Source organism: Desulfovibrio fairfieldensis (assembly GCF_001553605.1).
GTDB lineage: Bacteria > Desulfobacterota > Desulfovibrionia > Desulfovibrionales > Desulfovibrionaceae > Desulfovibrio > Desulfovibrio fairfieldensis.
The window spans coordinates 299,460-320,936 of the sequence record NZ_CP014229.1; the positions used below are offsets into that span (position 1 = coordinate 299,460).

Genomic DNA, 21,477 nt, shown 5'->3' on the forward strand with positions numbered 1-21,477 from the left:
TTTCAGGCGGATGTTTTTTTCTTTGCGCCTCCGGCCTTGGCGGCGGGAGCGGCCCTCTTTTTTCCGGCGGTTCCCGTTGCCGTTGTCCGGGGTGTTTTTCTTGTTGTTTTTCCGGCTTCGGTCGCCGCTTCTTCCATCGCGGTCAGGCGCATCTCAAAGTCGGCCAGCACATTCATATAGGTAATGTAGGCGTCATACGGACTGTCGAAGGGATTGGGCCGGTCGGACAGGAAGTCGGCGAACCATTTTGTTGAGATATAATGGAAATGATCCGACGTTTGCAAGCGCTCAAAGTCGCGCGCGAGATCCGGCGCCCCCACCTTACGCACGCGCGGGGCCAGGGCATAGAGCGTGTGGATGGCGTCCTTCTGCATGTCGTTGCCCAGCCAGGCCGTGAGGTCGCGCCCCTCGTCGTCCCAGGACATGAATTCGGGCACGTCCACCTCGCCCACGGCGTCGATTTTCCTGGCCGCTTCGGCGGGCGTCACGAAGTGGAAATCCTTGTGGGCCAGCAGGGCGGCGGGCAGGGCTTCCATAAAGTCGAAAATGCCCGACTCCCGGGGATTGCGCAGGCCGAAGGAATGGTAATCGTTGAAGATGTTGATGATTTCGGACGAAGCGGCAAAGCTGTGGCACCAGGAGGCGTACTTTTCCGCCGTGAGCGGCCACTGGTCCCAGCCCTGATCATTGAAGCGCAGGCCGATGTCCGTGGACAGGGACGAGTTGCGCAGCAAAAGACGCATCCGGGGCGTGGAAATCGGTCTGTAGACATAATTGGGGCTGCGCCAGCCCAGCACATGGTCCGCGCCCTCGGCCAGCACGGCCTTGAAACCCAACTTTTCCAGAGCCACGGGCAGGTCGTTGTTGTAGACGAACTCCGTATTGCGGAAGGTCGTGGGCTTTTTGCCGAAAAGCCGCTTGATCCGCTCGCACTGTTCCCTGACCTGGATGTCGAATTCATCCCGGGAGTAGAGAAAGGCCAGGGAGTGGGGCGCTGTTTCGGCCACAAATTCCACGTTGCCGGTATCGGCCAGGGCCTGGAAGCTCTCCACCACCTCGGGCGCGTACTGCTCGAACTGGTCCAGGGCCGTGCCCGAGATGGAAAAAGCCACCTTGAAGGCCTTGCCGTGACGGCGGATCAGCTTGAGCAGCAGGTCGTTCATGGGCAGATAGCAGGTGCGGGCCGTGAGCAGCAGGGCGTCGCAGTTGTGGTCGTCGTCCTCGTAAAGTGAGTTTTGTCCCATATCAAAAACCGTGTAACGGCAGAGCCGGTACGGTTCGTGAACTTCATAGCAAAGGCAGAGCGCTGGCATCAGTTACCTCCGGATACGTTGCGGTAAACGGCCATCAGTTGATCCGCGGCATTTTCCCAGCGGATGGATTTCATTTCTTCCCGGCAGTTTTTTACCAATTCCGCAGCCAGGCAGGGGTAACGCAGAACCGCGCAGATTTTGTCGGCCATGTCGCGGGTGTCCCAGAAATCGGCCTTGAGCGCGTGCTCCAGCACCTCGGACACGCCGGACTGGCGCGAGAGCAGCACGGGCACGTCGTAAAGCATGGCCTCCAGCGGCGTGATGCCGAAGGGCTCGGACACCGAGGGCATGACGTAGAGATCGCTCAAGGCGAACATGCGGTCCACTTGTTCGCCGCGCAGAAAACCGGCGAAGTGGAAACGGTGTCCGATGCGCAACTGTCCCGCGCGGCGGATGAGCTGAGGCAGCATGTCGCCGCTGCCGGCCATGAAAAAGCGCGCGTTGGGAATTTTTTGCAGCACCAGGCGGGCCGCCTCCATGAAGTATTCCGGCCCCTTCTGGAACGTGACCCGACCCAGAAAGAGCACCCGTTTTTCATGGCGGATGCGCGGCGGAATTTCGTAGCGGCGTTCCACTTCATGCCGGGCCACGGCGTTGTAGACCACCACTACCTTTTCCGGTGGCACGCCGTAGCGTTCGATGACGGTCTTGCGGGTCAGGCGGCTCACGGCCACCACCAGGTCGGCGGCCAGCAGGCCCGCGCGCTCGATGGCCGCCACCTGCTCATTGATGTTTTCGCCGCTGCGGTCGTATTCCGTGGCGTGAATGTGGGCCACCAGGGGTTTGCCGGTCAGGGTTTGGGCCAGCATGCCCGCGGGATAGGTCATCCAGTCATGGACGTGGATCACGTCGTAGCTTTCGCGCATGGCGATGGTCGCGGCCAGACGGCTGAAGCGGCGTACTTCGCTCATCAGGTCCGGGCCGTAGCCGCCCTTGAGCTGAAAGGTGAAGGGCGCGCCGGACCAAGTGCGCAGATCCGTGCCGCCGGGCGTGCGGGTCAGCCAGTTCAGGGATTCGGCGTAGCCCTGCGGGGTGATATATGGGGTAAGCGGGCTGGACACGGCCATGAAACGGATGTTGTCCTGCCAGACGTCCTGTCCGGCACGGGTCATGCGCTCCGCCGCCTCTTCGCTGATGGGCGTGCCCGAGGCCGACTCCAGCCGCAGGAAACCGTTCTGCCCGCCCGCGCCGACACGCGGCAACACAAAGATTATCTGTGCGCCTTTTTTGGCCAGAGCCTGGGTCATGCCGTAGCAGGCCGTGCCCAGGCCGCCGCTGATATGCGGCGGAAATTCCCAGCCGAACATAAGCACTCGCATTGGTGATTCCTCTTTGGAAGCCCTGATTAACGTTTTTTTGTTTTCTGCCTGCGTCAGGTTCCCCCGTGCGAAACTCATGTATGTCTTGATACACGTTGTTTCGCCCGGAATTCGCTTCCCCGGCAGAGAGCAAACATTTTCATAAATCAGCACGTTCCGATATTTCCAGGAGCGCGGGGCCGCTCAGCCCCGCCGGGACTCCGTTTTGTTTATGGGTTCGCCATCGTCGGCAAGGGTCATGCTTACCCGGCAGACGCCGGCCGTATCCCCGGAAATGGGATTTGCCAGACGGTAGGCCGCCAGTTTTTCCCAGGCCTTGTATACGCCGGGTGCGGCCCGCTTGAGCCGGATCAGCATGCGCAGGCACTCCGCCACGCTCCAGGCCTGGGCAATGCAGCCGTTGGGCCGGTAGGGCGGGGAGGCGTCGAAAATTTCGGAAATGCTTGCCAGGCCCGCGTCCGTGAGGTGGTCGCAGAACAACGGGGTCACCCGGTCCAGCAGGGCCTGGACCGCGCCGTCCACATCCCAGGCCACCCGCAGCAGGGCGTCGGTGTAATGCCCCAGCAACCAGGGCCAGACCGTGCCCTGATGGTAGGCCGCGTCGCGGCTGGCCGGTCCGCCCTCGTACCGGCCCCGGTAGCCCGGATCGTCGGGCGAAAGGGTGCGCAGGCCGAAGGGCGTGAGCAGTTTGTTGCGCACGCATTCCACCACCTGGGGCTGGTGCTGCTCTTCCAGCACGGGATAGGGCAGGGAGACGGCCAAAATCTGGTTGGGCCGCACGCTCTGGTCCAACATGCCGTCGCGCCAGACGTCGCCCAGATAGCCGCCGCCGCGCGTGACCCAGAAGTGCTCGAAAAAGCTTGTGCGCAACGCGCGCAGGCCCTTGGCGTCCTCCCAGTCGGGCTCGCGGAAGACGCCCGCCAGATAATCCACAAAGGCCAGGGTGTTGTACCAGAGGGCGTTCAGCTCCACCGGGCAGCCGTGGCGCGGGGTCACCGGGCGGCCGTCGGCCTGGGCGTCCATCCAGGTCAGCTGGGTGTGGGCGTTGCCCGCGTGCAGCAGGCCGTTCTCGTCCACAAAGATGTCCATGCCCGGACCCTGGCGGTAGCCGCTCACAATGGCCTTGAGCGCGGGCCAGGCATGCTCGCGCACCCAGTTCAGGCCCTCGGGATTTTCCTGGAGGTAGCACTGCACGGCAAAGGCGTACCAGAGGGAGGCGTCCGCCGAGTTGTAGGCGTGGTTGCCGTCCTCGGCAAAGCAGTTGGGCGTAAGGCCGTTTTTCAGGCTGCCGGCCACCTGCTCCAGCACGCGCAGGCCGAATTCCGTGCGGTCGCCGTAAAAAGCCAGACCGGGCAGGGAAATCAGGGTGTCGCGGCCCCAGGCGTCGAACCAGTGGTACCCGGCCAGCACCGCCGGACGGCCCGAGGGCGTTTCAATGCAGAACTGCCGCCCCATCTGGGCCAGGTGGCCGATGAGGCCGCCGCCGTTGTGGTGGGCTTTGGTCCTGGCCCGGCTTTCGGCTTCCCAGATCGCCTCCAGATCCTCCCCGTCTTCCGCGACCGGCTCGGTGCCCACGGCCATGTAGACGCTGCCTCCCTCGGGCAGGGGCGGCAGGGGAATATCCAGAATGCCGGGCTGGAACAGGTCCTCGCTGTCGGGGAAGCCGCGTTCGCGTTCCTGCATGTATTCCACATTGTGGAACCAGTCCGGCGAGGGCAGGAAGGTGAAAGGACCACGCACCTGCATATACAGGGTGGGCAGGCCTTCATAGGGCGTGATGCTGAAGCCCCGCGGCACGTCTTGGGTGCGCACGCGCAGATGGGAATTGGCCCTGGTCAGGGCATGGAAGTGCCTGTAGGCCAGCAGGGGCTTGATCCGCAGGGTCAGCGGGGGCAGCTTGGAAAGGCCCTGGATGGACCAGCGCAGCAGCAGGCGGCTTGTTCCGTGGATCAGAAACATTTCCCGGCGCAGGCGCACGTCGCCCACCCGGTAGGTGAATTCGGGCCACTGGTCCAGGCGGAAACTTTCCAGATATTCGTGCCCGTGCGGGTAGAGGGTCCTGGGATGCTGGCGGGTGGAGAGAAAGAACTCCTTGCCGCCGCCCATGACCGATTCCTCCAGGGCGGAGAGCAGCACATGCCGTCCCAGCGGCGTGTTGACCGTGAGCAACCCGTGGTATTTGCGCGTATTGCAACACAGGATGCTGCTGCCGGCATAGTCGCCCAGCCCGTTGGTCAGCAGCCATTCCTTGCGCAATGCTCTGCGGGTGTTCTGGCAGGCGGCCTTGTCAAAACTGAACCTCATACGGCCTCCTTGGCGTATAGGGTTAGAATGATGGCCGGGCGGTGCTGCTGGAGATCAGAGAGGTTAGGTGCGAAAGGCAGCGCGAGACCCGTGGATTCGGTTCGGACAGATCCGGCCGGCGGCGGAACAAAGGCGGGAAAAACGCGTTTGCAGAAAACCTGTTGCCCCCTTTCTTGTTCCGCTGGCTTTATATATCACATTCTATAGGAAATTTTTTTAGCTGTCGAGTTTTACGGCTGTGTTACAGTGGAAAGAATTGTATGACTTTTGCAAAACAACGCCTGTTCGGGCGGCGCGCATCGCCGGCCGGTGGGCCGCTTCCGGCCCCGCGCCGCAAAGGTCCGCGCGGGGGCTTTTGCTTTCTCGCATTTTGGAGTAAGCTATTTGCTCGCTGAAACTTCGCATACCGGGATGGGGGTATTTCATGAAAGGACTGCATCTTTGGCTGGGCGCGCTGGCTCTTGCTCTGCTTCTGCCCGCGGCGGCCCTGGCCGCCGACCTCAAGGTGGGGCTGATGTGCCCGCTCACGGGGAAATGGGCTTCTGAAGGCCAGGACATGAAAAACATCGTCAGCCTGCTGGTGGATGAAGCCAACAGCAAGGGCGGCGTCAACGGTCAGAAAATCAAACTGGTGGTGGAAGACGACGCCGGGGATCCCCGCACGGCGGCCTTGGCCGCGCAAAAGCTGGCCTCGGCCGGAGTTGTGGCGGTCATCGGCACCTACGGCTCGGCCGTGACCGAGGCCAGTCAGAATATTCTGGACGAAGCCGGGCTGGTGCAGATCGGCACAGGTTCCACCAGCGTGCGCCTGACCGAAAAGGGCCTGCCTCTCTTTTTCCGCACCTGCCCGCGTGACGACGCCCAGGGCAAATCCGCCGCCGCGGCCATAGTCAAGGGCGGCTACAAGGCCGTGGCCCTGCTGCACGACAATTCTTCCTACGCCAAGGGTCTGGCCGAGGAAACCCGCACCGCCCTGGAAAAAGCCGGTGTGAAGGTGCTCTTCTACGACGCCCTGACCCCCGGCGAGCGGGACTACACCGCCATTCTGACCAAACTCAAGGCCGCCGGTCCGGATCTGGTCTTTTTCACCGGGTATTATCCTGAAACCGGCATGCTGCTGCGCCAGAAAAGGGAAATGGGCTGGAACGTGCCCATGATGGGCGGCGACGCTGCCAACCATCAGGATCTGGTCAAGATCGCCGGTCCCGAGGCCGCGGCCGGCTACTTCTTCATCAGCCCGCCCCTGCCCCAGGATATGGACATGCCGGAAGCCCGCAATTTCCTGACCGCCTACAAGGCCAAGTACAACAGCGTGCCCGTGTCGGTCTGGGCCGTGCTGGCCGGGGACGCCTTCAAGGTCATTGAGGCCGCGCTGGCCGCGGGCAAGACCGAACCCGAGCAGATGGCCGCCTGGCTCAAGCAGCTCAAGGACATGCCCGGCCTGTCCGGAGCCCTGGGCTTCGACGCCAAGGGCGACCGCGTGGGCGAGTTCTACCGCACCTATGTTGTTGATGGGAAAGGGGCTTTTGTTCTGCAACCCAAGTAAGTTGCGGCTAAAAAGCGTCTTTTGCCCCCTGGGCTGCGTCAAAAAACCGGACGCGGCCCAGGGCTGTACATAAAGAGTACTATCCCTGGCCCGCGTCCGGTTTTTTCCTTGCCAGGGAACAAAATCCATCTTTTTAGCCGCAAGCTTCCGGGGCGTTTTCAGCATGCTCCGCCAGCGGCTTGATTTGCTCCGAGCGCCGGGAAATATGGAACAATTTTTTCAACAGCTTCTGAACGGTCTTGCCGTGGGCGGCATTTACGCGCTGGTGGCCCTGGGCTACACCATGGTCTACGGCGTGCTCAAGCTCATCAACTTCGCGCACGGCGATCTGTTCACCATCGGCGCCTATCTGGGCCTGACCCTTCTGGTGAGCTGTAATCTCTCCGGCATGCTGCCTCTGCCCCTGGCCGTGCTGGCGGTCTTCATCATGGTGGGCCTGCTGGTGGCGCTGCTCGGCTTTCTGCTGGAGCGCGCGGCCTACCGCCCCCTGCGCAATGCCGGTCGTCTCTCGGCCGTGGTTTCGGCCTTGGGCGCGTCCATCTTTTTCCAGAACGCGGTCATGCTGATCTACGGCGCGCGCGTTTACGTCTACCCTGATTTTCTGCGCCCGGACTTCACGGTGCATCTCTTCGGCGTCGCCGTGCCGGGCGTGCGCCTGCTGGTCATCGCGGCCAGCGTGCTGCTGATGCTCGGGCTTTCGGCCTTCATCCAGCGCACCCGCACGGGCGCGGCCATCCGCGCCGTGGCCATTGATCCGGGCGCGGCCCGGCTCATGGGCATCAACGTGGACAGGATCATTTCCCTGGTCTTTCTGATCGGGCCGGGCCTGGGCGGCGCGGCCGGTCTGATGGTCGGCATCTACTACGGCCAGATCGACTTCACCATGGGCTGGTCCTACGGGCTCAAGGCCTTTACCGCCGCCATCCTGGGCGGCATCGGCAACATTCCCGGCGCCATGATCGGCGGCCTGCTGCTGGGCGTCATCGAGGCCCTGGCCGCCGGGTACATTGCCATCGCCTGGAAAGACGCCATCGCCTTTCTGGTGCTGATCCTGATTCTGATCATCCGGCCCACGGGCATCTTGGGCGAACGCACGGCGGACAAGCTATGAAGCGCATGCCCCTGTACATCTTGATGGGCGCGTTGCTCTGCGGGCTGCCCCTGGTCTGCAATCCCTACTGGTTGGACGTCTGCGTGATGATCGGCCTCTACGCCCTGCTGGCCCTTTCGCTGAACGTGATTCTGGGCCAGGCGGGCATCTTTCACATGGGGCACGCGGCCTTTTACGCCGTGGGCGCGTATGTGACGGCCATCCTGAACACCCTCTGCCACTGGCCCATCTTCTGGACCATGCCCCTGGCGGGCGCGGCCGCGGCTCTTTTCGCCCTGCTGGTGGCCCGGCCCATCATCCATCTGCGCGGCGACTATCTGCTGATCGTAACCATCGGCATTGTGGAGATTGTGCGCATCGCCCTGATCAACGACGTCTTCGGCCTGACCGGCGGCTCTAACGGCATTTTCGGCATCAGCCGCCCGCGTTTCTTCGGCTACAAGATCGTCAAAAGCGTGCAGTTCTATTATCTGGTCTGGGGCATGGTGGGCGTGAGCCTGCTGCTCTTTTACGGGCTCTGGCGCTCGCGTTTCGGCCGGGCGCTGAATTACATCAAGGAAGACGACGTCGCGGCCGAGGGCTGCGGGGTCAACGTCACCCGTTACAAGCTGCTGGCCTTTGTGCTGGGGGCCTTCTGGGCGGGCATGGCGGGCACGGTCTACGCCGCGAAAATGGTCACCATCGCGCCGGAATCCTTCAACTTCATGGAATCGGTGATCATTTTCGCGGTGGTCATCCTTTCCGGCGGCAGCCAATTGGGCGTGCTGGTCAGCGCTTTTCTGTTCATCGGCCTGCCGGAAGTGCTGCGCGAGTTTTCCGCCGCGCGCATGCTGATCTTCGGTCTGGCCATGATGGTGATGATGATCTGGCGGCCGCAGGGCCTGCTGCCGCCCGGTCCGCGCCGCTACGCCGTGCCCCCGGACATTCCAGTCCTGCCGCCGGATGTGCCGCCGGGCCTTCCGCCGCGCCTCCCGGAGGATGCCGCGCGCGGGCCTGAGCCCGCCCCGGCACAGGGGAGGCCCGCATGAAGCTGCTTTCCCTGCAGGAAGTGACCAAGATTTTCGGCGGGCTCATTGCGGTCAACGATCTTTCCTTTTCGGTGGATGCGGGCAGCATCGTGGGCCTGATCGGGCCCAACGGCGCGGGCAAGACCACGGTTTTCAACTGCATTACCGGCAATTACACGCCGGAGCGGGGCCGGATCTTTTTTGACGGCGAGCCCATTACCGGCCTGAAGCCCCACCGGGTGGTGGAACTGGGCATTGCGCGTACCTTTCAGAGCATCCGCCTGTTCGGAAAGCTGCCCGTGCTGGAAAACGTGCTGGCCGGACGGCATTGCCGGATGAAGGCCGGTCTGTTCGCCTGCATGCTGCACACGCCGGGCCAGCGCCGCGAGGAAAAGGCCGCCGTGGCCCGCTGCATGGAGGAATTGCGCTTCGTGGGCCTGGCCGACCGCCGCGCGGAAGCCGCCGGAGGCCTGTCCTACGGCAATCAACGACTGCTGGAAATCGCGCGCGCTCTGGCTTCGGACCCGCGCCTGCTGATCCTGGACGAACCCGCCGGGGGCATGAACGACCAGGAAACCGCAGCTCTGGTGGACATCATCGGCGCCATCCGGGAGCGGGGGATCACCGTGCTGCTTATTGAGCACGACATGCGCCTGGTCATGCGGATCTGTGAAAAACTGGTGGTGCTGGAGCACGGCACCTTGATCGCCGAGGGCGCGCCCGAGGCCATGCGCCGCCATCCGGCGGTGATTGAAGCCTATCTGGGCGCCGACGACGAGAAGTGGTGAATATGTCTCTGCTGACCCTTTCAGACATCCGGGTGCGCTACGGCAGTGTGGAAGTGCTGCACGGCATCAATCTGCGCGTGGAGGAGGGCGAGATCGTCACCATCCTCGGGGCCAACGGCGCGGGCAAAAGCACCACCCTGCTGTCCATCAGCGGTCTGGTGCGTCCCTGTGAAGGCGAGATTCTCTTTGAGGGCAAGCCCCTGCTGCGCCTGCCCAGTCATGAGGTGGTGGGCTTGGGCATAGCCCAGTCCCCGGAGGGCCGCCGGGTCTTCGGGGCCATGAGCGTGCTGGAGAATCTGCGCCTGGGCGCATTCTGCATCCGGGACAAGGCCCGCAGCGAACGCACCCTGGAATGGATTTTTGATCTTTTCCCGCGTCTGCTGGAGCGCAAGGAGCAACTGGCGGGCACGCTTTCCGGCGGCGAGCAGCAGATGCTGGCCATCGGCCGGGCCCTGATGGCCGAACCGCGCCTGCTTCTGCTGGACGAGCCGTCTCTGGGGCTGGCTCCGCTGCTGGTACGCTCCATTTTCGAAACCGTGCGGACCATCAACGAGCGCGGCGTCACCGTGCTGCTGGTGGAGCAGAACGCCCGCGCCGCCCTGAAGCTGGCCGCGCGCGGCTACGTGCTGGAAGTGGGCAAAGTGGTCATGGAAGACCGCGCGGAAAACCTGCTGGCCGACGCCAGCGTGCGCGAGGCGTATCTGGGCGGATAGCGGGACGCATCTGTCACAACCGGATCGGCATAGAGGGATGATGACCAGGTCCGGCTGTAACAGCGCTGTAACAATCTTGTTGGGTTACCCCTCTTTCATTTCATGAATCAGTTCCGAAAGCTCCTGAGCCTCCCGGGCCAGACCGGACACGGCCTTGGCAGCCTCGGCCATGGCGTCGGCGATCTGTCTGCTCATGTCGTTGCACAGGAGGATGGAGTGGTTGATCTCCTCGCTGGCGGCGGATTGTTCCTCGCTGGCCGTGGCAATGGCGTTGACCTGATCGGCCGTGGTTTCCGCTGTGGTCACGATCTCTTCCAGCGCGCGGCCTGATTCATTGGCCAGGCCCGTGGCTTCCTCGATCTGGGCCACGGCATTGTCCACCGAAGCCGTGCTCTTGGCCGTGCTTTCCTGAATGGCCTTGATGGCGTTGCCCACGTCATTGGTGGAGGCCATGGTCTTTTCGGCCAGTTTGCGCACTTCGTCGGCCACCACGGCGAAACCGCGCCCGGCCTCGCCCGCGCGGGCGGCCTCAATGGCGGCGTTCAGGGCCAGAAGGTTGGTCTGGTCCGCGATGTCCGAGATCACGCCCATGATCCGGGTGATGTCCTGGGCGTGCTCATTGAGCTGGGTCATGTCGTCCTTGAGTTCCAGCGAAACCTGATGCACGGACTCTATGCGTCGCAAGGAGCGTTCCACCACCTGCGCGCCGGCGGTGGCCTTGTCCTTGGTGTCGGCTGAAGCGGCGGAAGCGGCTGAGGCGTTTCTGGCCACTTCCTGCACGGTGGCGTTCATTTCGTTCATGGCTGTGGCGGCCTCGGAAAGACGCTGGGCCGCTTCGCCCGCGCCCCGGTCGGACTGTTCGATCTGGGCGGAAAGCTGCGTGGACGCCGAAGAAACCACACTGCCCACTTCCTCCAGCCTGCCCGCGACGTTCAGCAGGGCTTCAGCCTTGGCTTTGGCCTCCTGGCCGGCCGCTTCAGCCTTTTTCATGGCTTCCTCGGCGTTTTTGGATTCAAGCTCGGCCTTCTTGATGTTCCTTTCCAGAGCGCCCACCATCTTCACAATGGCCCCGTATACGCCCTGCTTCTTGCCGCCGTCGTCCACATTGTAGTCGCCGCCCACCACGCGGTGGGCAATGACGCTCAGTTGGCCGGGGTCTTTGCCCAGTTGCGCGTTCACGTTACGGGTGAGGAAGACGGTGATGAAGATGCCGCAGAGCAATGCCGCCCCGCAGAAGCCGAGGATGACGAAATTGGCGTCGCGATTGCTTTCCTGCACCTGAGAAACGCCGAAGGTGGACAGCTCCGTCGCGCTTTGGTCAACGTTGCGGAACAGCACGGCCAGGGAGCGCAAGTCCACTCCCATCTGGTGCGTGAACTCTATAGAGGCCTGCGCGCTGGGAAGGTATTTGTCCATCTCCCTTATGATGGCCGCCATCGCTGCCTTATTGCTGGGCGTCCGAAACCGGTTCGCCTGTTCGGCCATGGCATCCCGCATGTTTTTCAGGGCGGTCGAAACGGAGTTAAGCTCCTCTTGCGTGGACCTGAGGGAGAGGCTGCGAAGCTCGGTCCGCAATCGGTTGAATTCGATGCGCAGTTCCAACACCTTTGTCTGGTTGTCGATGCTGGTCGCGTCAACGCCCTGAGCGAGCATTACCTCGCGAATCATGGCCTCCATGGCATCAAAGGCCTTTGTCAGACCCACGCGGGCTTCATCGGCTTGAGTCAGCAGACGTATGCTTTTTTCTGGTCGTCAATACATTTCTGTAAAACCGGCAGAATGGCCTCCAATTGCTTGATGCAACCCGACATTTTCTGCCTGTTTTCGGGGCTCGCAACCATGGGGAGACACAATTCGAACTGCTTTTTGGCTTCCGCCAGTTGTTCCCGGGCACGCTGGGCAAAGCTGTCGCTCCCATAAACGATATAACGCAGATAGGCGGCCTGTGTGTTCAGCAGGGCTGTTTTACTGTTCTCGATATGCGCTGCCTGGCCGGAAAACCGGCTCATCTCATCCGTCAGGTAATAAGAGGCTCCTCCCAGCGCCAGAGTCATAAAAAGAACTAATGAAAAGCCAAGAATCAATTTTGTCTGCAATTTCATAATTCACCTAGCAACCTTTGACAGTAGTTTCTGACATTCTTCTCCATGATGCCATTTGTTTCACATGAAATTGAGAAGGAGCTCCAGAACATATAGCGGCCTTGACCTGAAGCCTCCCGGTGCCGTTTGAAACAGGCACATGCCATATTTACAAGTTGTGCTTCATTTTTTTCTCCTCAGAAATTTATAAAAGCAGTTGCCCTCTTTTTATAATGATATGTGTATTTGGTTATAAAAAGCATAATTCAGAATGTAAGATATGAAGAATAATGTCTTTATAAAATAAAATATAGGCTTGCTAAATTTTTATTATTAGGAAATATTATTGGAATACATCATTCTGTATGTTTTTGTATGCTTACTGCTGTCATCCACTGGAATAAAAGTGACAGGTTAACGCCAATTACCGCTCATATCGGCATGAACTCAATTTGCTTTAGGTTTTTAAATGTCTTTTTCCCTCCCGCCGCTCATGCGAAAACATACTTTCCACCTGTCGTTCGGAAGAATGGCTGCCTCTCTCCACCCGAAGTCTCCGGCCATCGTACTTACGGTCTGCGGAGGATTCGGTTTATATGCGTCCCACAGGCAGGCATATTTCCGGGCACTCCCCAAACAGCTCCGGAACGGCAACAGAAAAACCTCTTGAAGCTCCAGCTTCAAGAGGTTTTTCGTTTTGGCCCAAAACAGACGAGCGTCCCTCTCCCATTGCTTTAGCAAGGAGTGCGACAATGGACGCCGCCTTTTCTGATGCTTGTGTCCGAATCCTGAACGTCACCGGCTGCGCGGGACAAGCGGAACCGGCCCGGAGGATGGGAGCCCGCCAAGCCGCCATTTCCGACAGTCGTCGCCGTGGGCAAACCGGATCGGAAATTCTTCCGGCGCTGCTGAAACGGCTCGGCTTGGCCCCGCAATATGGGAGAAGCGCCCACGCCCTGACAAGCAAGCGGCCCGGAACCCCGATGGTTCCGGGCCTTTCTCATGGCAGCTGCTTGGCCGGTTTCTGACCGGCGTTCGCGTTCAGGAGGGCTGTATGAGGAGGATTACAGCTTCTTCAGCACGGCCTGGACAAAAGATTCGATTTCATCGGACGCCGAACCGCCGTCGCCTTCCAGGCGCAGGCCGTCGGTCATGATTTCCGCGCCCAGTTCCTTGCCGCGAGCTTCGATAACGTCCACGGCGCCGCAGAAGTGTTCGTAATCCCGGTCGCCCGAGGCAAAGGCGGCCAGTTTGCGCCCCTTGAGGTCCATGACGTCGAATTCTTCAAACAGCGGCGCGAAATCATCCTGCAATTCCACCTCTTCCTCGCCCCAGGCCGAAGCGCCGAACAATACGGCGTCATAACCGTCGGCCAGGTGTTCGGCCGAGGCATCGGCGGCGTTGAGCACCGTCACTTCTTGCCCGGCGGCGGCAAGCTGCTGCTCCAGCTTGTGGGCGATGCTCTCGGTATTGCCGGTGCTGGAACCGTAAACGATCAAAATTTTGCTCATGGCCTTCTCCTTCTGGCTCGGACGTATTGGAATAAAATTGAAATTCTTTTTCAATTTGTTCAAAAAGGAAATAGCCACCCAGCCCTGTTTCGTCAAGTGGAAATTGCGCATCTCTTGCCGGGGGGGCAGCACGGAGTACGGCAAATTTTTACAATAAAAGGCCCGCGTTTCGTCCTATGGAAGGGGCAAAGCCAATCAAGGAGGATGAGATGCAAAAGGAGCTGTTTGACTGCTTTGCCAAGGGGCGTTTGACTGTTGCCGGTCGGCTACCGGCGCTCGCGGTGGAACCCTGGAAGGAGCATAAGGATTTTCCCGGCGTGTTTCTGAAAAATCTGGTCATGCCTGAGCTGACGGAGGGCTTGCTGAGCTGCCACCTGGTCAGGATTGAAGCCCGGCGCGGGATCGGCAGGCACGCCCACGGCACGAGCCTGGAACTGCATGAAGTTGTCGGGGGAAGCGGCGTGTGCCTGACGCCGGAGGGAGAGATCGCCTATCTGCCGGGCAGCATGGCGATCCTGCCCGCCAAGACGCCGCATGAAGTCCGCGCGGGCGAAAACGGCCTCTGGTTGTTCGCCAAATTCATCACGCTTCCAGCCTGAGGCTTGCCCGCCGGAACTGCCCCGGCGTCATGCCGTGCTGCCGCTTGAACAGCTTGTGCAGATGGCTCTGGTCCGTAAAACCGGCGGATACGGCGGCCTCGGCCGCTGCCGTATCCGCCCGCAACAGGGCGCGCGCCAGGCGCAGGCGGCAGAGCAGATGAAAGGCGTGGGGCGTCAGGCCGGTCTCCCGGCGGAAACGACGGAGAAAATGCCAGGGGCTGTAACCCGCCAGGGCGGCCAGCCGCTTGAGGGGCCAGGGCGTGGCGGGGTCGTCCAGCAGCAGGCGGCATACGGTTTGTATCGGTGGTTCCGCAGTGCTTTCTTCCGGCGGTTGCGCGTGGAGGAGATGTCGGGCCAGGTGCTCTGCTCGCGCGCCCAGAGCGAGAGGCGCGCAGGCTTTGCGTACCAGCCCGGCAAGCCGGGCGTCATACGGGAGGATGGAGGAATTCGTCGGCAGACAGGCCGCCAGCAGAGTTGTTCCGGGTTCGAGAAACAGCCTGTGGGCGCACAGTCGGGGAATCCTGAAATAACCGCCGGTCCGCAGGTAACGCGCCTCGGCGCGGGTTTCCAGCACAAGGCCGCCGGACAGCACGACGCCGCTTACCCAATGCGCCGCATGCAGATGCCAGGGATACCTTTGCGCGGCATTCCGGGAAGTCACAAATTCAACCTCGCCGGAAGCCGTATATCGGTATGTGATAGAGGCCATGCTTCCCTGCCGGAGCGCCTATTCCTCGGCCCCCGCGGCGCCGAGGGCGCTCCTGGCCTCGGGCTCGGGCATGCGCCATGCGCCGGGCAGGGGGGCCGTGATTTCCGCTCTGTCGCCCAGATAGGGATTGAAGTAGCCGTAGCGCAGCCAGGGACAGAGCTTTTTGAGCCGCTTCATGAACACGGTCAGGCCCATGCTCGGCGCCGTGTCCAGCGCTGCGTCCGGAACCGCGGGGGAGGTGCTTCCCTCCCGGCCGCTCATCAGCCGGAAATACCATTCCGGGTCGATGTTCAGATTGCGCCACTGGATCATGCTCACGCCGTTTTCGCCCGCCAGGCGGGCCAGGGCCTCCAGTTCCTCTTCGGTATCCGTGACGCCGGGGAAGAACAGCAGGTTGAGCGAGACGAAGATGCCGCGTTGCCGCGCCTCGCGGATGGAAGCGCGCACGTCGGCGAAGCTGTAATCGGCGGGCCGGTAGTAACGCTGGTAGAGCGCCTCGCGGGCGCTGTTGCAGCTCACCCGCATACTGGTCAGCCCGGCCTCGGCCAGACGGGCCACAGCCCCGGGATTGGAGGCATTGGTATTGCAGTTGACCGTACCCCGGCCGCCGCCGGTGCGGAACAGGCGCACGCTTTCCACCAGCAGGCCCGCATTGGTCAGGGGGTCGCCCTCACAGCCCTGGCCGAAGGAATAGATGGGCGTGGCCGTCTCCCGGCTCTGGTGCAGGCGCATGACCTCCACGATTTCGGCGGCTTCGGGAGTGAAGGCCAGACGGCACTGGGGCGTCACGGCCACGGGCGAATCCTTGTCCTGGGCCGAGATGCAGCCCACGCAACGCGCGTTGCAGGCGCGCGAGGTGGGCAGCGGCGCTTCATAGCGGCCCAGAGCGAAGTTGCGCGCCGCCGGACAGTCGTAGCGCAGCACGCAATTGTCCAGAATATGGCGGATCAGGCGATTGTCCGGGTGCTCGCGCAACAGGCGCCGCACGTTCTGCTCAATACGGCCGCGCGGGATGCGCTGGAACCGCTGGCGCGGGTCTTGGTCCACCTTGCGGGCGCAGACGTAAAAGCGGCCGTGCGCGAAGCCCACCGCGCCGTAAGCGAAGAGGGGCAGCAGGGGCGCGTCGGTTTCGCTTTCATAGGCCGGGTGGGCCGAAAGGGTGTGCGCGGGCGCGGCAAAGGCGGCTACTGCCAGCTGGTCCAGAACCTCGGTTTCGCCGCTTTCCGGATTCAGGCCCACGGCCCGGCGGCCCGGCAGAAGAAAAAGCTCGCTTTCCTCGGGCAGGGGCATGAGTTCGTCGGGACGCGGCAGGCCCCACTGGGCACCCCGGCGACAGACCATCAGCAATTGCGGATCGTCATAGATGTTGCCGCTCTGGTCGGCCATGACCAGATGCGGCTCAAGACGCGGAGCGGCCATAAATCCTCCTTGCCCAAGCCGGGGCTAACGTATATAAGCGGGAAGGCGCGACGCGGACGGGCTTTTCCGGCCCGCCCGGCGCGCACAGCGCTTTTGTGAGGCCCGCCATGTTTTCCATCATGTTGTTCATCTTTCTCTGCTTTCTGGGCATGCTGGCCGTGCTGTTCTATATGCTGCGCAGCCAGGAACGCCTCTGCCAGGTTCTGCGTGACGAACACGCCCAGATGCGCGTCCTGTTACGGGCCATGGAATCGCGCCTGGACGCTTTGGACGGCAGCGCCGGTTCCGAACCCCGGCCCGCCGAAACCCTTCCGGCCCGCGATCCCCTGCTGCATCTGAGCTTTGAGGACCCGGCCCCGTCCGCCCCCCGGACTGATCGGTTCGGCCGTGAGGGCAATCCCGCCCCTGATCCGGCCCTGGACCTGCATTTTGATCCGCTTGCGGACGCGGGCGCCGACCCTGCGGGCCGCCGCTGAATCGTTCCGCCGGATGTATGTGATCCGCCAGAACAAATTACGCTTGAGATTTTCGCTTATTGTGAAAATGCTCTAATCCCGCCAGCCCGTAATTTCCTCTGGCCGCGGCCAGATAGGCGGCCTTGAGATCAGGTTCCGCCAGCTCCTCGGCCCAGAGCAGATAGGGCATTTTCAGGCATTCCTCGCGGATGGCCTCGGCTCTGGCTTGGCGCGCGGCGATCAGCGCGGCGGCATCCTGCATCCAGAGATCGCAGAGATGGTCCGTGAAGGCCTGTGCCCGGTGCCTGGCCCGGTGCCTGGCGTCAGTCTCGGCCAGGGCGGTTTCCCCGATATAGGTCACCAGCTCGGGATTCTTGAGCAGAAGTTCGATGCGGAACAGCGCGTCTCCCGCATCGTCCGGCGTGTAGCCCACCAGATGTTCGCCGTCCACGAAAAGTTTGGCCAGGCCGTGGCCCACGCGCGGCGTCACCAGGCAGCCGCCGCAGCCCATGGCTTCAAAGACCCGGAAATTCAGGTCCCCGTGCTCGCAATGGTTGAGCAGCACGCGTCCCTGCGGAAAGAGCTCGCGGTAGTTGCCGCGCGTCTGGCGCAGGCCCGGCAGGCGACTCGCCAGTTCCCGCAGAAAGGCGGCGCGCCGGGGCGTGTTTTCGTTGACCGTGCCCACGAACAGGCAGTCCCAGAGCTTGGGCGTGCCGGGGCGGGGCTGGTCGTCGTCCTGTGCGAAGGGCGGCGACCACCAGACGCGCTCGGGCGGCAGAAAGGGGCCGGAAAAAAGCTCCAGATCGTCGCGCAGGGAAACCAGGCAGGCGTCGAAGCCCTGGGCGTACAGGGGCTGCCAGCTGTGGATGTGCGAATCCACGCTGTAAAAAACCGTCAAACAGGGAAAGCTCTCCATGCCCAGCACAAAGGGCGGGCGGCTTTTGTCGGCCACCACCAATACGTCCGGGATGAACCCGGCCAGGCGCACCAGTTCTTCCCAGCAGAATACGCGGGCGTCTTCAAAATTGTGCAGGGCCACATCCTGCCAGCCGCAGGAGCGCAGAGACTGGCAGAAAAAAGGGCTGCCGATCCATAACAGACGTTGCATAGCCCCCCGGAACGGACTGGCGGCGCGACCGCCGGACTGTTGCCAAATACGGCAAGATAAAATACTTTTTCCTGAGGAAACGCCGGTTAATGGGAACAACAAGGCCATTAACCGCGTTTTCCTAACTAGCCCCGACGCCCCATGGCGTCAAGGCGTGGAATAACAACCATGTTTTTGACTGCCCGCCGCTTACGTCTTCTTCTGCGCATTTTCCTGGCGCTGCTGCTTGTGCTGTCGGTTCTGCTGGCGACGGCCTTCTATCTTTTGCAGCGTAATCCCGAGGCTCTCACCCGCCACTATCTGGACGGGATTTCCGCGCGCACGGGCCTGATCTTCTGTGTGGAAGCCGTGGACGTGGTGCTTTTGCCCGTGCCTTCCATCGCGGTGAGCAACGCCTCGGTGCGGGGAAAGGACCTGCATTTCTCCGTGGCCTATGCCACGCTGCGGCCTGATTTTCTGGCTCTGCTGCGCGGGGAATTCGTGCCGCGCAACATTTCCCTGCTGCGGCCCAAGCTGGGCGGCGCGCTGCCCCTGCCCCTGGGGGACATGGACGCGCTGGCGGCCCGCCTGCGCGGGAACGGCGGCGGCCTGCCCGATTTGCCCGACGGCTGCCGCATGACCATTGTCCAGGGAGAAGCCGAGCTCATCGGCACAGACGGCGCGCACCTGCAATTGAGCGGCCTGCAATGCCGCCTGGACACGGAAGCCCCGGCCGCTGTCAGCGGCAGGGTGCATCTGGGCGCGGTTCTGCTGCGGCGGCAGGGAGCGCCCCTGATCCGTCTGGACAATTTTCTGGCCGAGGGGGAAAGCGACCTGCGGACGCCGCTCACGGCCACGCCCAAGCTGCGGCTCAGCGGCTCGCTGCGCTGGCCGCCTTTTCTTGAGCGCTTCAACATGGCCCTGGATCTGCAGGGCGGGGCCACGGGCTGGACGGCGCGCGCGGATCTGCGCGGGGAACTGGCCAAGGACCGGGAGTCGCTGCCGTTCTCCGTGGCGGGCACGGCGGCCATGCGCGGCAGCGAGCCGATTGTCAACCTGGAGCGACTCCGGCTGGAGCTCGGGCCGGACAGCGGGGAGCTCAGCGGGACCTTGCGCCTGCCCGGCGCGCTGCAAAACAAGGAACAGGGCTTCAGCCTGGACGGGCGCCTGCTGCTGCACCGCGCGAGCCTGACCCAGTGGCTGGGCTTTGCCCGCAATCTCGCGCCCGGCCTGCAACTGGCCCTGGACAACCTTACCGACGGCAGCCTGGATTTTCATCTGGACGGCCTGGGCCTGACGGTGCCGCGCATTGCGGTGCGCTGCGCCGGGGCGCGTTTTACCGGTTCGGGCGGGGTTGCCAGCTGGGTCAAGCCGGAGGTGGCTCTGGATCTCAGGGCCGAGCGCCTCAACCTGGGACTGGCGATTCCCGAGTCCGTGGGCAAGCCGCCCCTGGGGCCCCGTTTTTTTCACGATTCGTTGACGCCTCTGCCCGGCGAGCCTCTCAAACCCGGCGAAACCGGCGTGGACTACGACATCCGGCTGGCCGCCGCGAAAGTGGATTACGGCCCTCTGCTCATTGAGGACGCCAAGGTGGTCATCAGCCCCGGCAAGATGGACAAAAACGGCCTGGAAGACACCCTGCTCACGGCGGAGGGGCGGCTCTACGGCGGCAGCGTGCGCGGAGAGTGCATTCTGGGCGGCGGTCCCGAGCTTCCCTATGCCATCAAGATGCGCTTCCGCGACGTGAACGGCGCTCCCCTGGGCAAGGCGATGCCCGTGCTGCCCATCAAAAGCGGCCGCCTGCGGGCCGATGTGGACATCATGAGTCAGGGCCGAGAACTGGACGTCTTTCTGGGCAAACTGCGGGGTACGGTGAGCGCGCGCGGCGAGCAGGGGGCCCTGCGCCTGCCCGGCGCGTCCGGAAGCCTGGCCTTCACGGGCATGGATGTGGAACTCAAGGCCCGTTCCGCCGCCTGGGAAAAGGGCCGTCTGGGCCTGGACGGCCAGTGGAGCGGCGCGCTGGACAGCGTGGACCTGAACGGCCGGGCGGATCTGAACGGTCGACTTTGGTTCAGCGGCGACGGCGGCGGCAACGGCAATCTGGACTTTCAGAACCTGCCCGGCAGCCTGGCGCTGCGCCTGAGTCCGGCGCTCAGCGCTCTGCCCGAGGGCCTGCAGGCGGACTTGAGCGGCGAATTTTCCTGCCAGGGCGCGCGCAACCAGCTCGCTGTCGGCAAGGCCCATGCCAATGCGCTGGGCGTGGAGCTGCGGGGCCAGGCCCAGGTCAACAGCGGCAAGGGCGGCCTTGCCTGGCAGGGCTCGGTTTCCGCGTTCAGCCGGGACCTGGGCCGTACCCTGCGGCAGGCTTTCAGCACGGCGGCCAAGCTGCCGCCCGACCTGAACACGCTCTCTCTGGAGACGGATTTCAAGGGCACTTCGGAGACGCTCTCTCTCAGCAACATCCGCGCCCGCGTGGACCAGAGCACGGTCAGCGGCTCGCTGAGCGCCTCCATGCGCAAGTCGCAGCCGGTTCTGGATTTCAATCTCAGCGTGGACAAGTTAGACCTGAATCGCTACCTGGACGACAAAAGGGACGCTTCCGCCAAAAAGGCCGCGCCCAGGGCGGCGGGCGGCAAATGGGACTTCCGCTTCCTGCGGGCCTTCAACGCCAAAGGCGAACTGCGCGTCAAGGAACTGTCCGGCTGGCGTTTCAAGGTGCAGGATCTCAAGCTGCCGCTCAGCCTGGAAAACGGGCGGTTGAGCTGCGGGCCCAACACTGGCCGTTTTTACGGCGCGCCCCTGCAAAGCCAAGCCGCCATCGACTTCACAAAGGGTCTGCGTTTTGAGAGTTCCCTCTCCGTGACGGACTTCGACCTGACCGCCGCCAGCCGGGACAGGGGCGGCAGCGCGGCCCTGGGAGGCCGGGGCAGCATCAGTTCCGAGGTCCGGGGCGCCCTGACCGGACCGGGCCAGCTGCCCGCCGCCCTGAACGGCCTCTGGCGTTTTAGCGTGCGCGACGGTTCCTACCAGAAACGCGGCACTGACGGCCGACTCAAGGGCAAGCCCACGCGTTTTGATCTGGCCTCGGCCTCGGGCGATATCGCGTCCGGGGTGGTCCACAGCGGCGACTTCAGCCTGCAGGGACCGGGACTCAAGGTTCACGGCGGCGGCTGGATAGATCTCAACAAGGAAACCCTGGACTGCAATTTTACCGTGAATATGAAAAATCTGCCCGATTTTCCCCTGCGCCTCTACGGCAGCCTGCACGACAGCAAAACTTCCATCGGCGCGGGCAAGCTGATCCTGAACACCATCGGCGGCATCACCTCGGGCTTTGTGGACGTGCTGGGCGGCATTGTGGAGGGAACCTGGAAGTTGTTCCGATAAAATTTTTTAGAGTAGTTTGCTCTTGAAAATATCCAGGCGCACGGCGTGGGCTTTCGCGGAAAATCCGTATCGCGACGCCTTGCAAGGCGAGTTCACTTCGCCGTTAGGCGATATTTGCAGGCGCGACA

The 21,477-nt window shown here is 62.8% G+C and carries 16 protein-coding genes and 1 pseudogene; 8 read left to right on the forward strand and 9 right to left on the reverse strand.

Translation table 11 applies throughout. The features are described 5' to 3' along the window. Nucleotides 1-2: 2 nt before the first annotated feature. The 3 genes from AXF13_RS01295 to AXF13_RS01305 form a co-directional block, all read right to left on the reverse strand. Nucleotides 3-1,313 (reverse strand): glycoside hydrolase family 57 protein, encoded by a 1,311-nt coding sequence (locus AXF13_RS01295; protein WP_062251350.1) that lies wholly within the window; start codon nt 1,311-1,313, stop codon nt 3-5. Continuing rightward, the gene (locus tag AXF13_RS01300) at nt 1,313-2,632 is read right to left on the reverse strand and encodes a glycosyltransferase family 4 protein (RefSeq protein WP_062251351.1); all 1,320 of its coding nucleotides are present in this window, start codon (nt 2,630-2,632) and stop codon (nt 1,313-1,315) included. The genes AXF13_RS01295 and AXF13_RS01300 overlap by 1 nt, the downstream gene beginning before the upstream one ends. A 183-nt stretch (nt 2,633-2,815) precedes the next feature. Beyond that, nucleotides 2,816-4,936: an amylo-alpha-1,6-glucosidase gene (locus AXF13_RS01305; protein WP_062251352.1), complete on the reverse strand. Its 2,121-nt coding sequence runs from the start codon at nt 4,934-4,936 to the stop codon at nt 2,816-2,818. Nucleotides 4,937-5,360: 424 nt separating this feature from the next. Here AXF13_RS01305 and AXF13_RS01310 point away from each other — a divergent pair, with 424 nt between their 5' ends. The 5 genes from AXF13_RS01310 to AXF13_RS01330 all read left to right on the forward strand — a co-directional run bounded on the left by AXF13_RS01310 (nt 5,361) and on the right by AXF13_RS01330 (nt 10,101). Next, complete coding sequence (locus tag AXF13_RS01310; RefSeq protein WP_062251353.1) at nt 5,361-6,482, forward strand: branched-chain amino acid ABC transporter substrate-binding protein; 1,122 nt, start codon at nt 5,361-5,363, stop codon at nt 6,480-6,482. A gap of 205 nt (nt 6,483-6,687) precedes the next feature. After that, on the forward strand, nt 6,688-7,593 hold the full coding sequence (locus tag AXF13_RS01315) for a branched-chain amino acid ABC transporter permease (RefSeq protein ID WP_062251354.1): 906 nt from the start codon (nt 6,688-6,690) through the stop codon (nt 7,591-7,593). After that, the gene (locus AXF13_RS01320) at nt 7,590-8,621 is read left to right on the forward strand and encodes a branched-chain amino acid ABC transporter permease (RefSeq protein ID WP_062251355.1); all 1,032 of its coding nucleotides are present in this window, start codon (nt 7,590-7,592) and stop codon (nt 8,619-8,621) included. The genes AXF13_RS01315 and AXF13_RS01320 overlap by 4 nt, the downstream gene beginning before the upstream one ends. Continuing rightward, nucleotides 8,618-9,388 carry an ABC transporter ATP-binding protein gene (locus tag AXF13_RS01325; RefSeq protein ID WP_062251356.1) on the forward strand — a complete coding sequence of 257 codons (771 nt, stop codon included), beginning with the start codon at nt 8,618-8,620 and terminating at the stop codon, nt 9,386-9,388. Before AXF13_RS01320 ends, AXF13_RS01325 begins: the two co-directional genes overlap by 4 nt. A 2-nt stretch (nt 9,389-9,390) precedes the next feature. Continuing rightward, the gene (locus tag AXF13_RS01330) at nt 9,391-10,101 is read left to right on the forward strand and encodes an ABC transporter ATP-binding protein (protein WP_008685241.1); all 711 of its coding nucleotides are present in this window, start codon (nt 9,391-9,393) and stop codon (nt 10,099-10,101) included. A gap of 84 nt (nt 10,102-10,185) precedes the next feature. Here the strand turns inward: AXF13_RS01330 and AXF13_RS17195 are convergent. The 3 genes and pseudogenes from AXF13_RS17195 to AXF13_RS01355 all read right to left on the reverse strand — a co-directional run. Beyond that, nucleotides 10,186-11,286 (reverse strand): annotated as a pseudogene (locus AXF13_RS17195) (methyl-accepting chemotaxis protein); the annotation flags it as partial. Between the two features lie 539 nt (nt 11,287-11,825). Beyond that, on the reverse strand, nt 11,826-12,203 hold the full coding sequence (locus AXF13_RS01340) for a CHASE3 domain-containing protein (RefSeq protein WP_150116048.1): 378 nt from the start codon (nt 12,201-12,203) through the stop codon (nt 11,826-11,828). A gap of 1,043 nt (nt 12,204-13,246) precedes the next feature. After that, complete coding sequence (locus AXF13_RS01355; protein ID WP_062251360.1) at nt 13,247-13,693, reverse strand: flavodoxin; 447 nt, start codon at nt 13,691-13,693, stop codon at nt 13,247-13,249. A 209-nt stretch (nt 13,694-13,902) separates the two neighbouring features. Here AXF13_RS01355 and AXF13_RS01360 point away from each other — a divergent pair, with 209 nt between their 5' ends. Next, on the forward strand, nt 13,903-14,292 hold the full coding sequence (locus AXF13_RS01360) for a cupin domain-containing protein (RefSeq protein ID WP_062251361.1): 390 nt from the start codon (nt 13,903-13,905) through the stop codon (nt 14,290-14,292). Here the strand turns inward: AXF13_RS01360 and AXF13_RS01365 are convergent. Both AXF13_RS01365 and AXF13_RS01370 read right to left on the reverse strand, forming a co-directional pair. Then, on the reverse strand, nt 14,276-15,001 hold the full coding sequence (locus tag AXF13_RS01365; RefSeq protein WP_062251362.1) for a helix-turn-helix transcriptional regulator: 726 nt from the start codon (nt 14,999-15,001) through the stop codon (nt 14,276-14,278). The two genes, AXF13_RS01360 and AXF13_RS01365, sit on opposite strands and share 17 nt — an antisense overlap. 18 nt (nt 15,002-15,019) lie before the next feature. Continuing rightward, nucleotides 15,020-16,420 carry a radical SAM family protein gene (locus AXF13_RS01370; protein WP_062251363.1) on the reverse strand — a complete coding sequence of 467 codons (1,401 nt, stop codon included), beginning with the start codon at nt 16,418-16,420 and terminating at the stop codon, nt 15,020-15,022. A 107-nt stretch (nt 16,421-16,527) separates the two neighbouring features. On the opposite strand from AXF13_RS01370, the gene AXF13_RS01375 reads away from it, so the two are divergent. Then, entirely contained in the window at nt 16,528-16,896 is a 369-nt protein-coding gene (locus AXF13_RS01375; protein WP_062251364.1) for a hypothetical protein, read from the forward strand. 37 nt (nt 16,897-16,933) lie between these two features. Here the strand turns inward: AXF13_RS01375 and AXF13_RS01380 are convergent, their stop codons facing one another. Then, entirely contained in the window at nt 16,934-17,983 is a 1,050-nt protein-coding gene (locus tag AXF13_RS01380) for a glycosyltransferase (RefSeq protein ID WP_062251365.1), read from the reverse strand. Between the two features lie 168 nt (nt 17,984-18,151). On the opposite strand from AXF13_RS01380, the gene AXF13_RS01385 reads away from it, so the two are divergent. Further along, nucleotides 18,152-21,349, forward strand: a complete 3,198-nt coding sequence (locus AXF13_RS01385; RefSeq protein WP_062251366.1) for an AsmA family protein — start codon at nt 18,152-18,154, stop codon at nt 21,347-21,349. Nucleotides 21,350-21,477 lie beyond the last annotated feature (128 nt).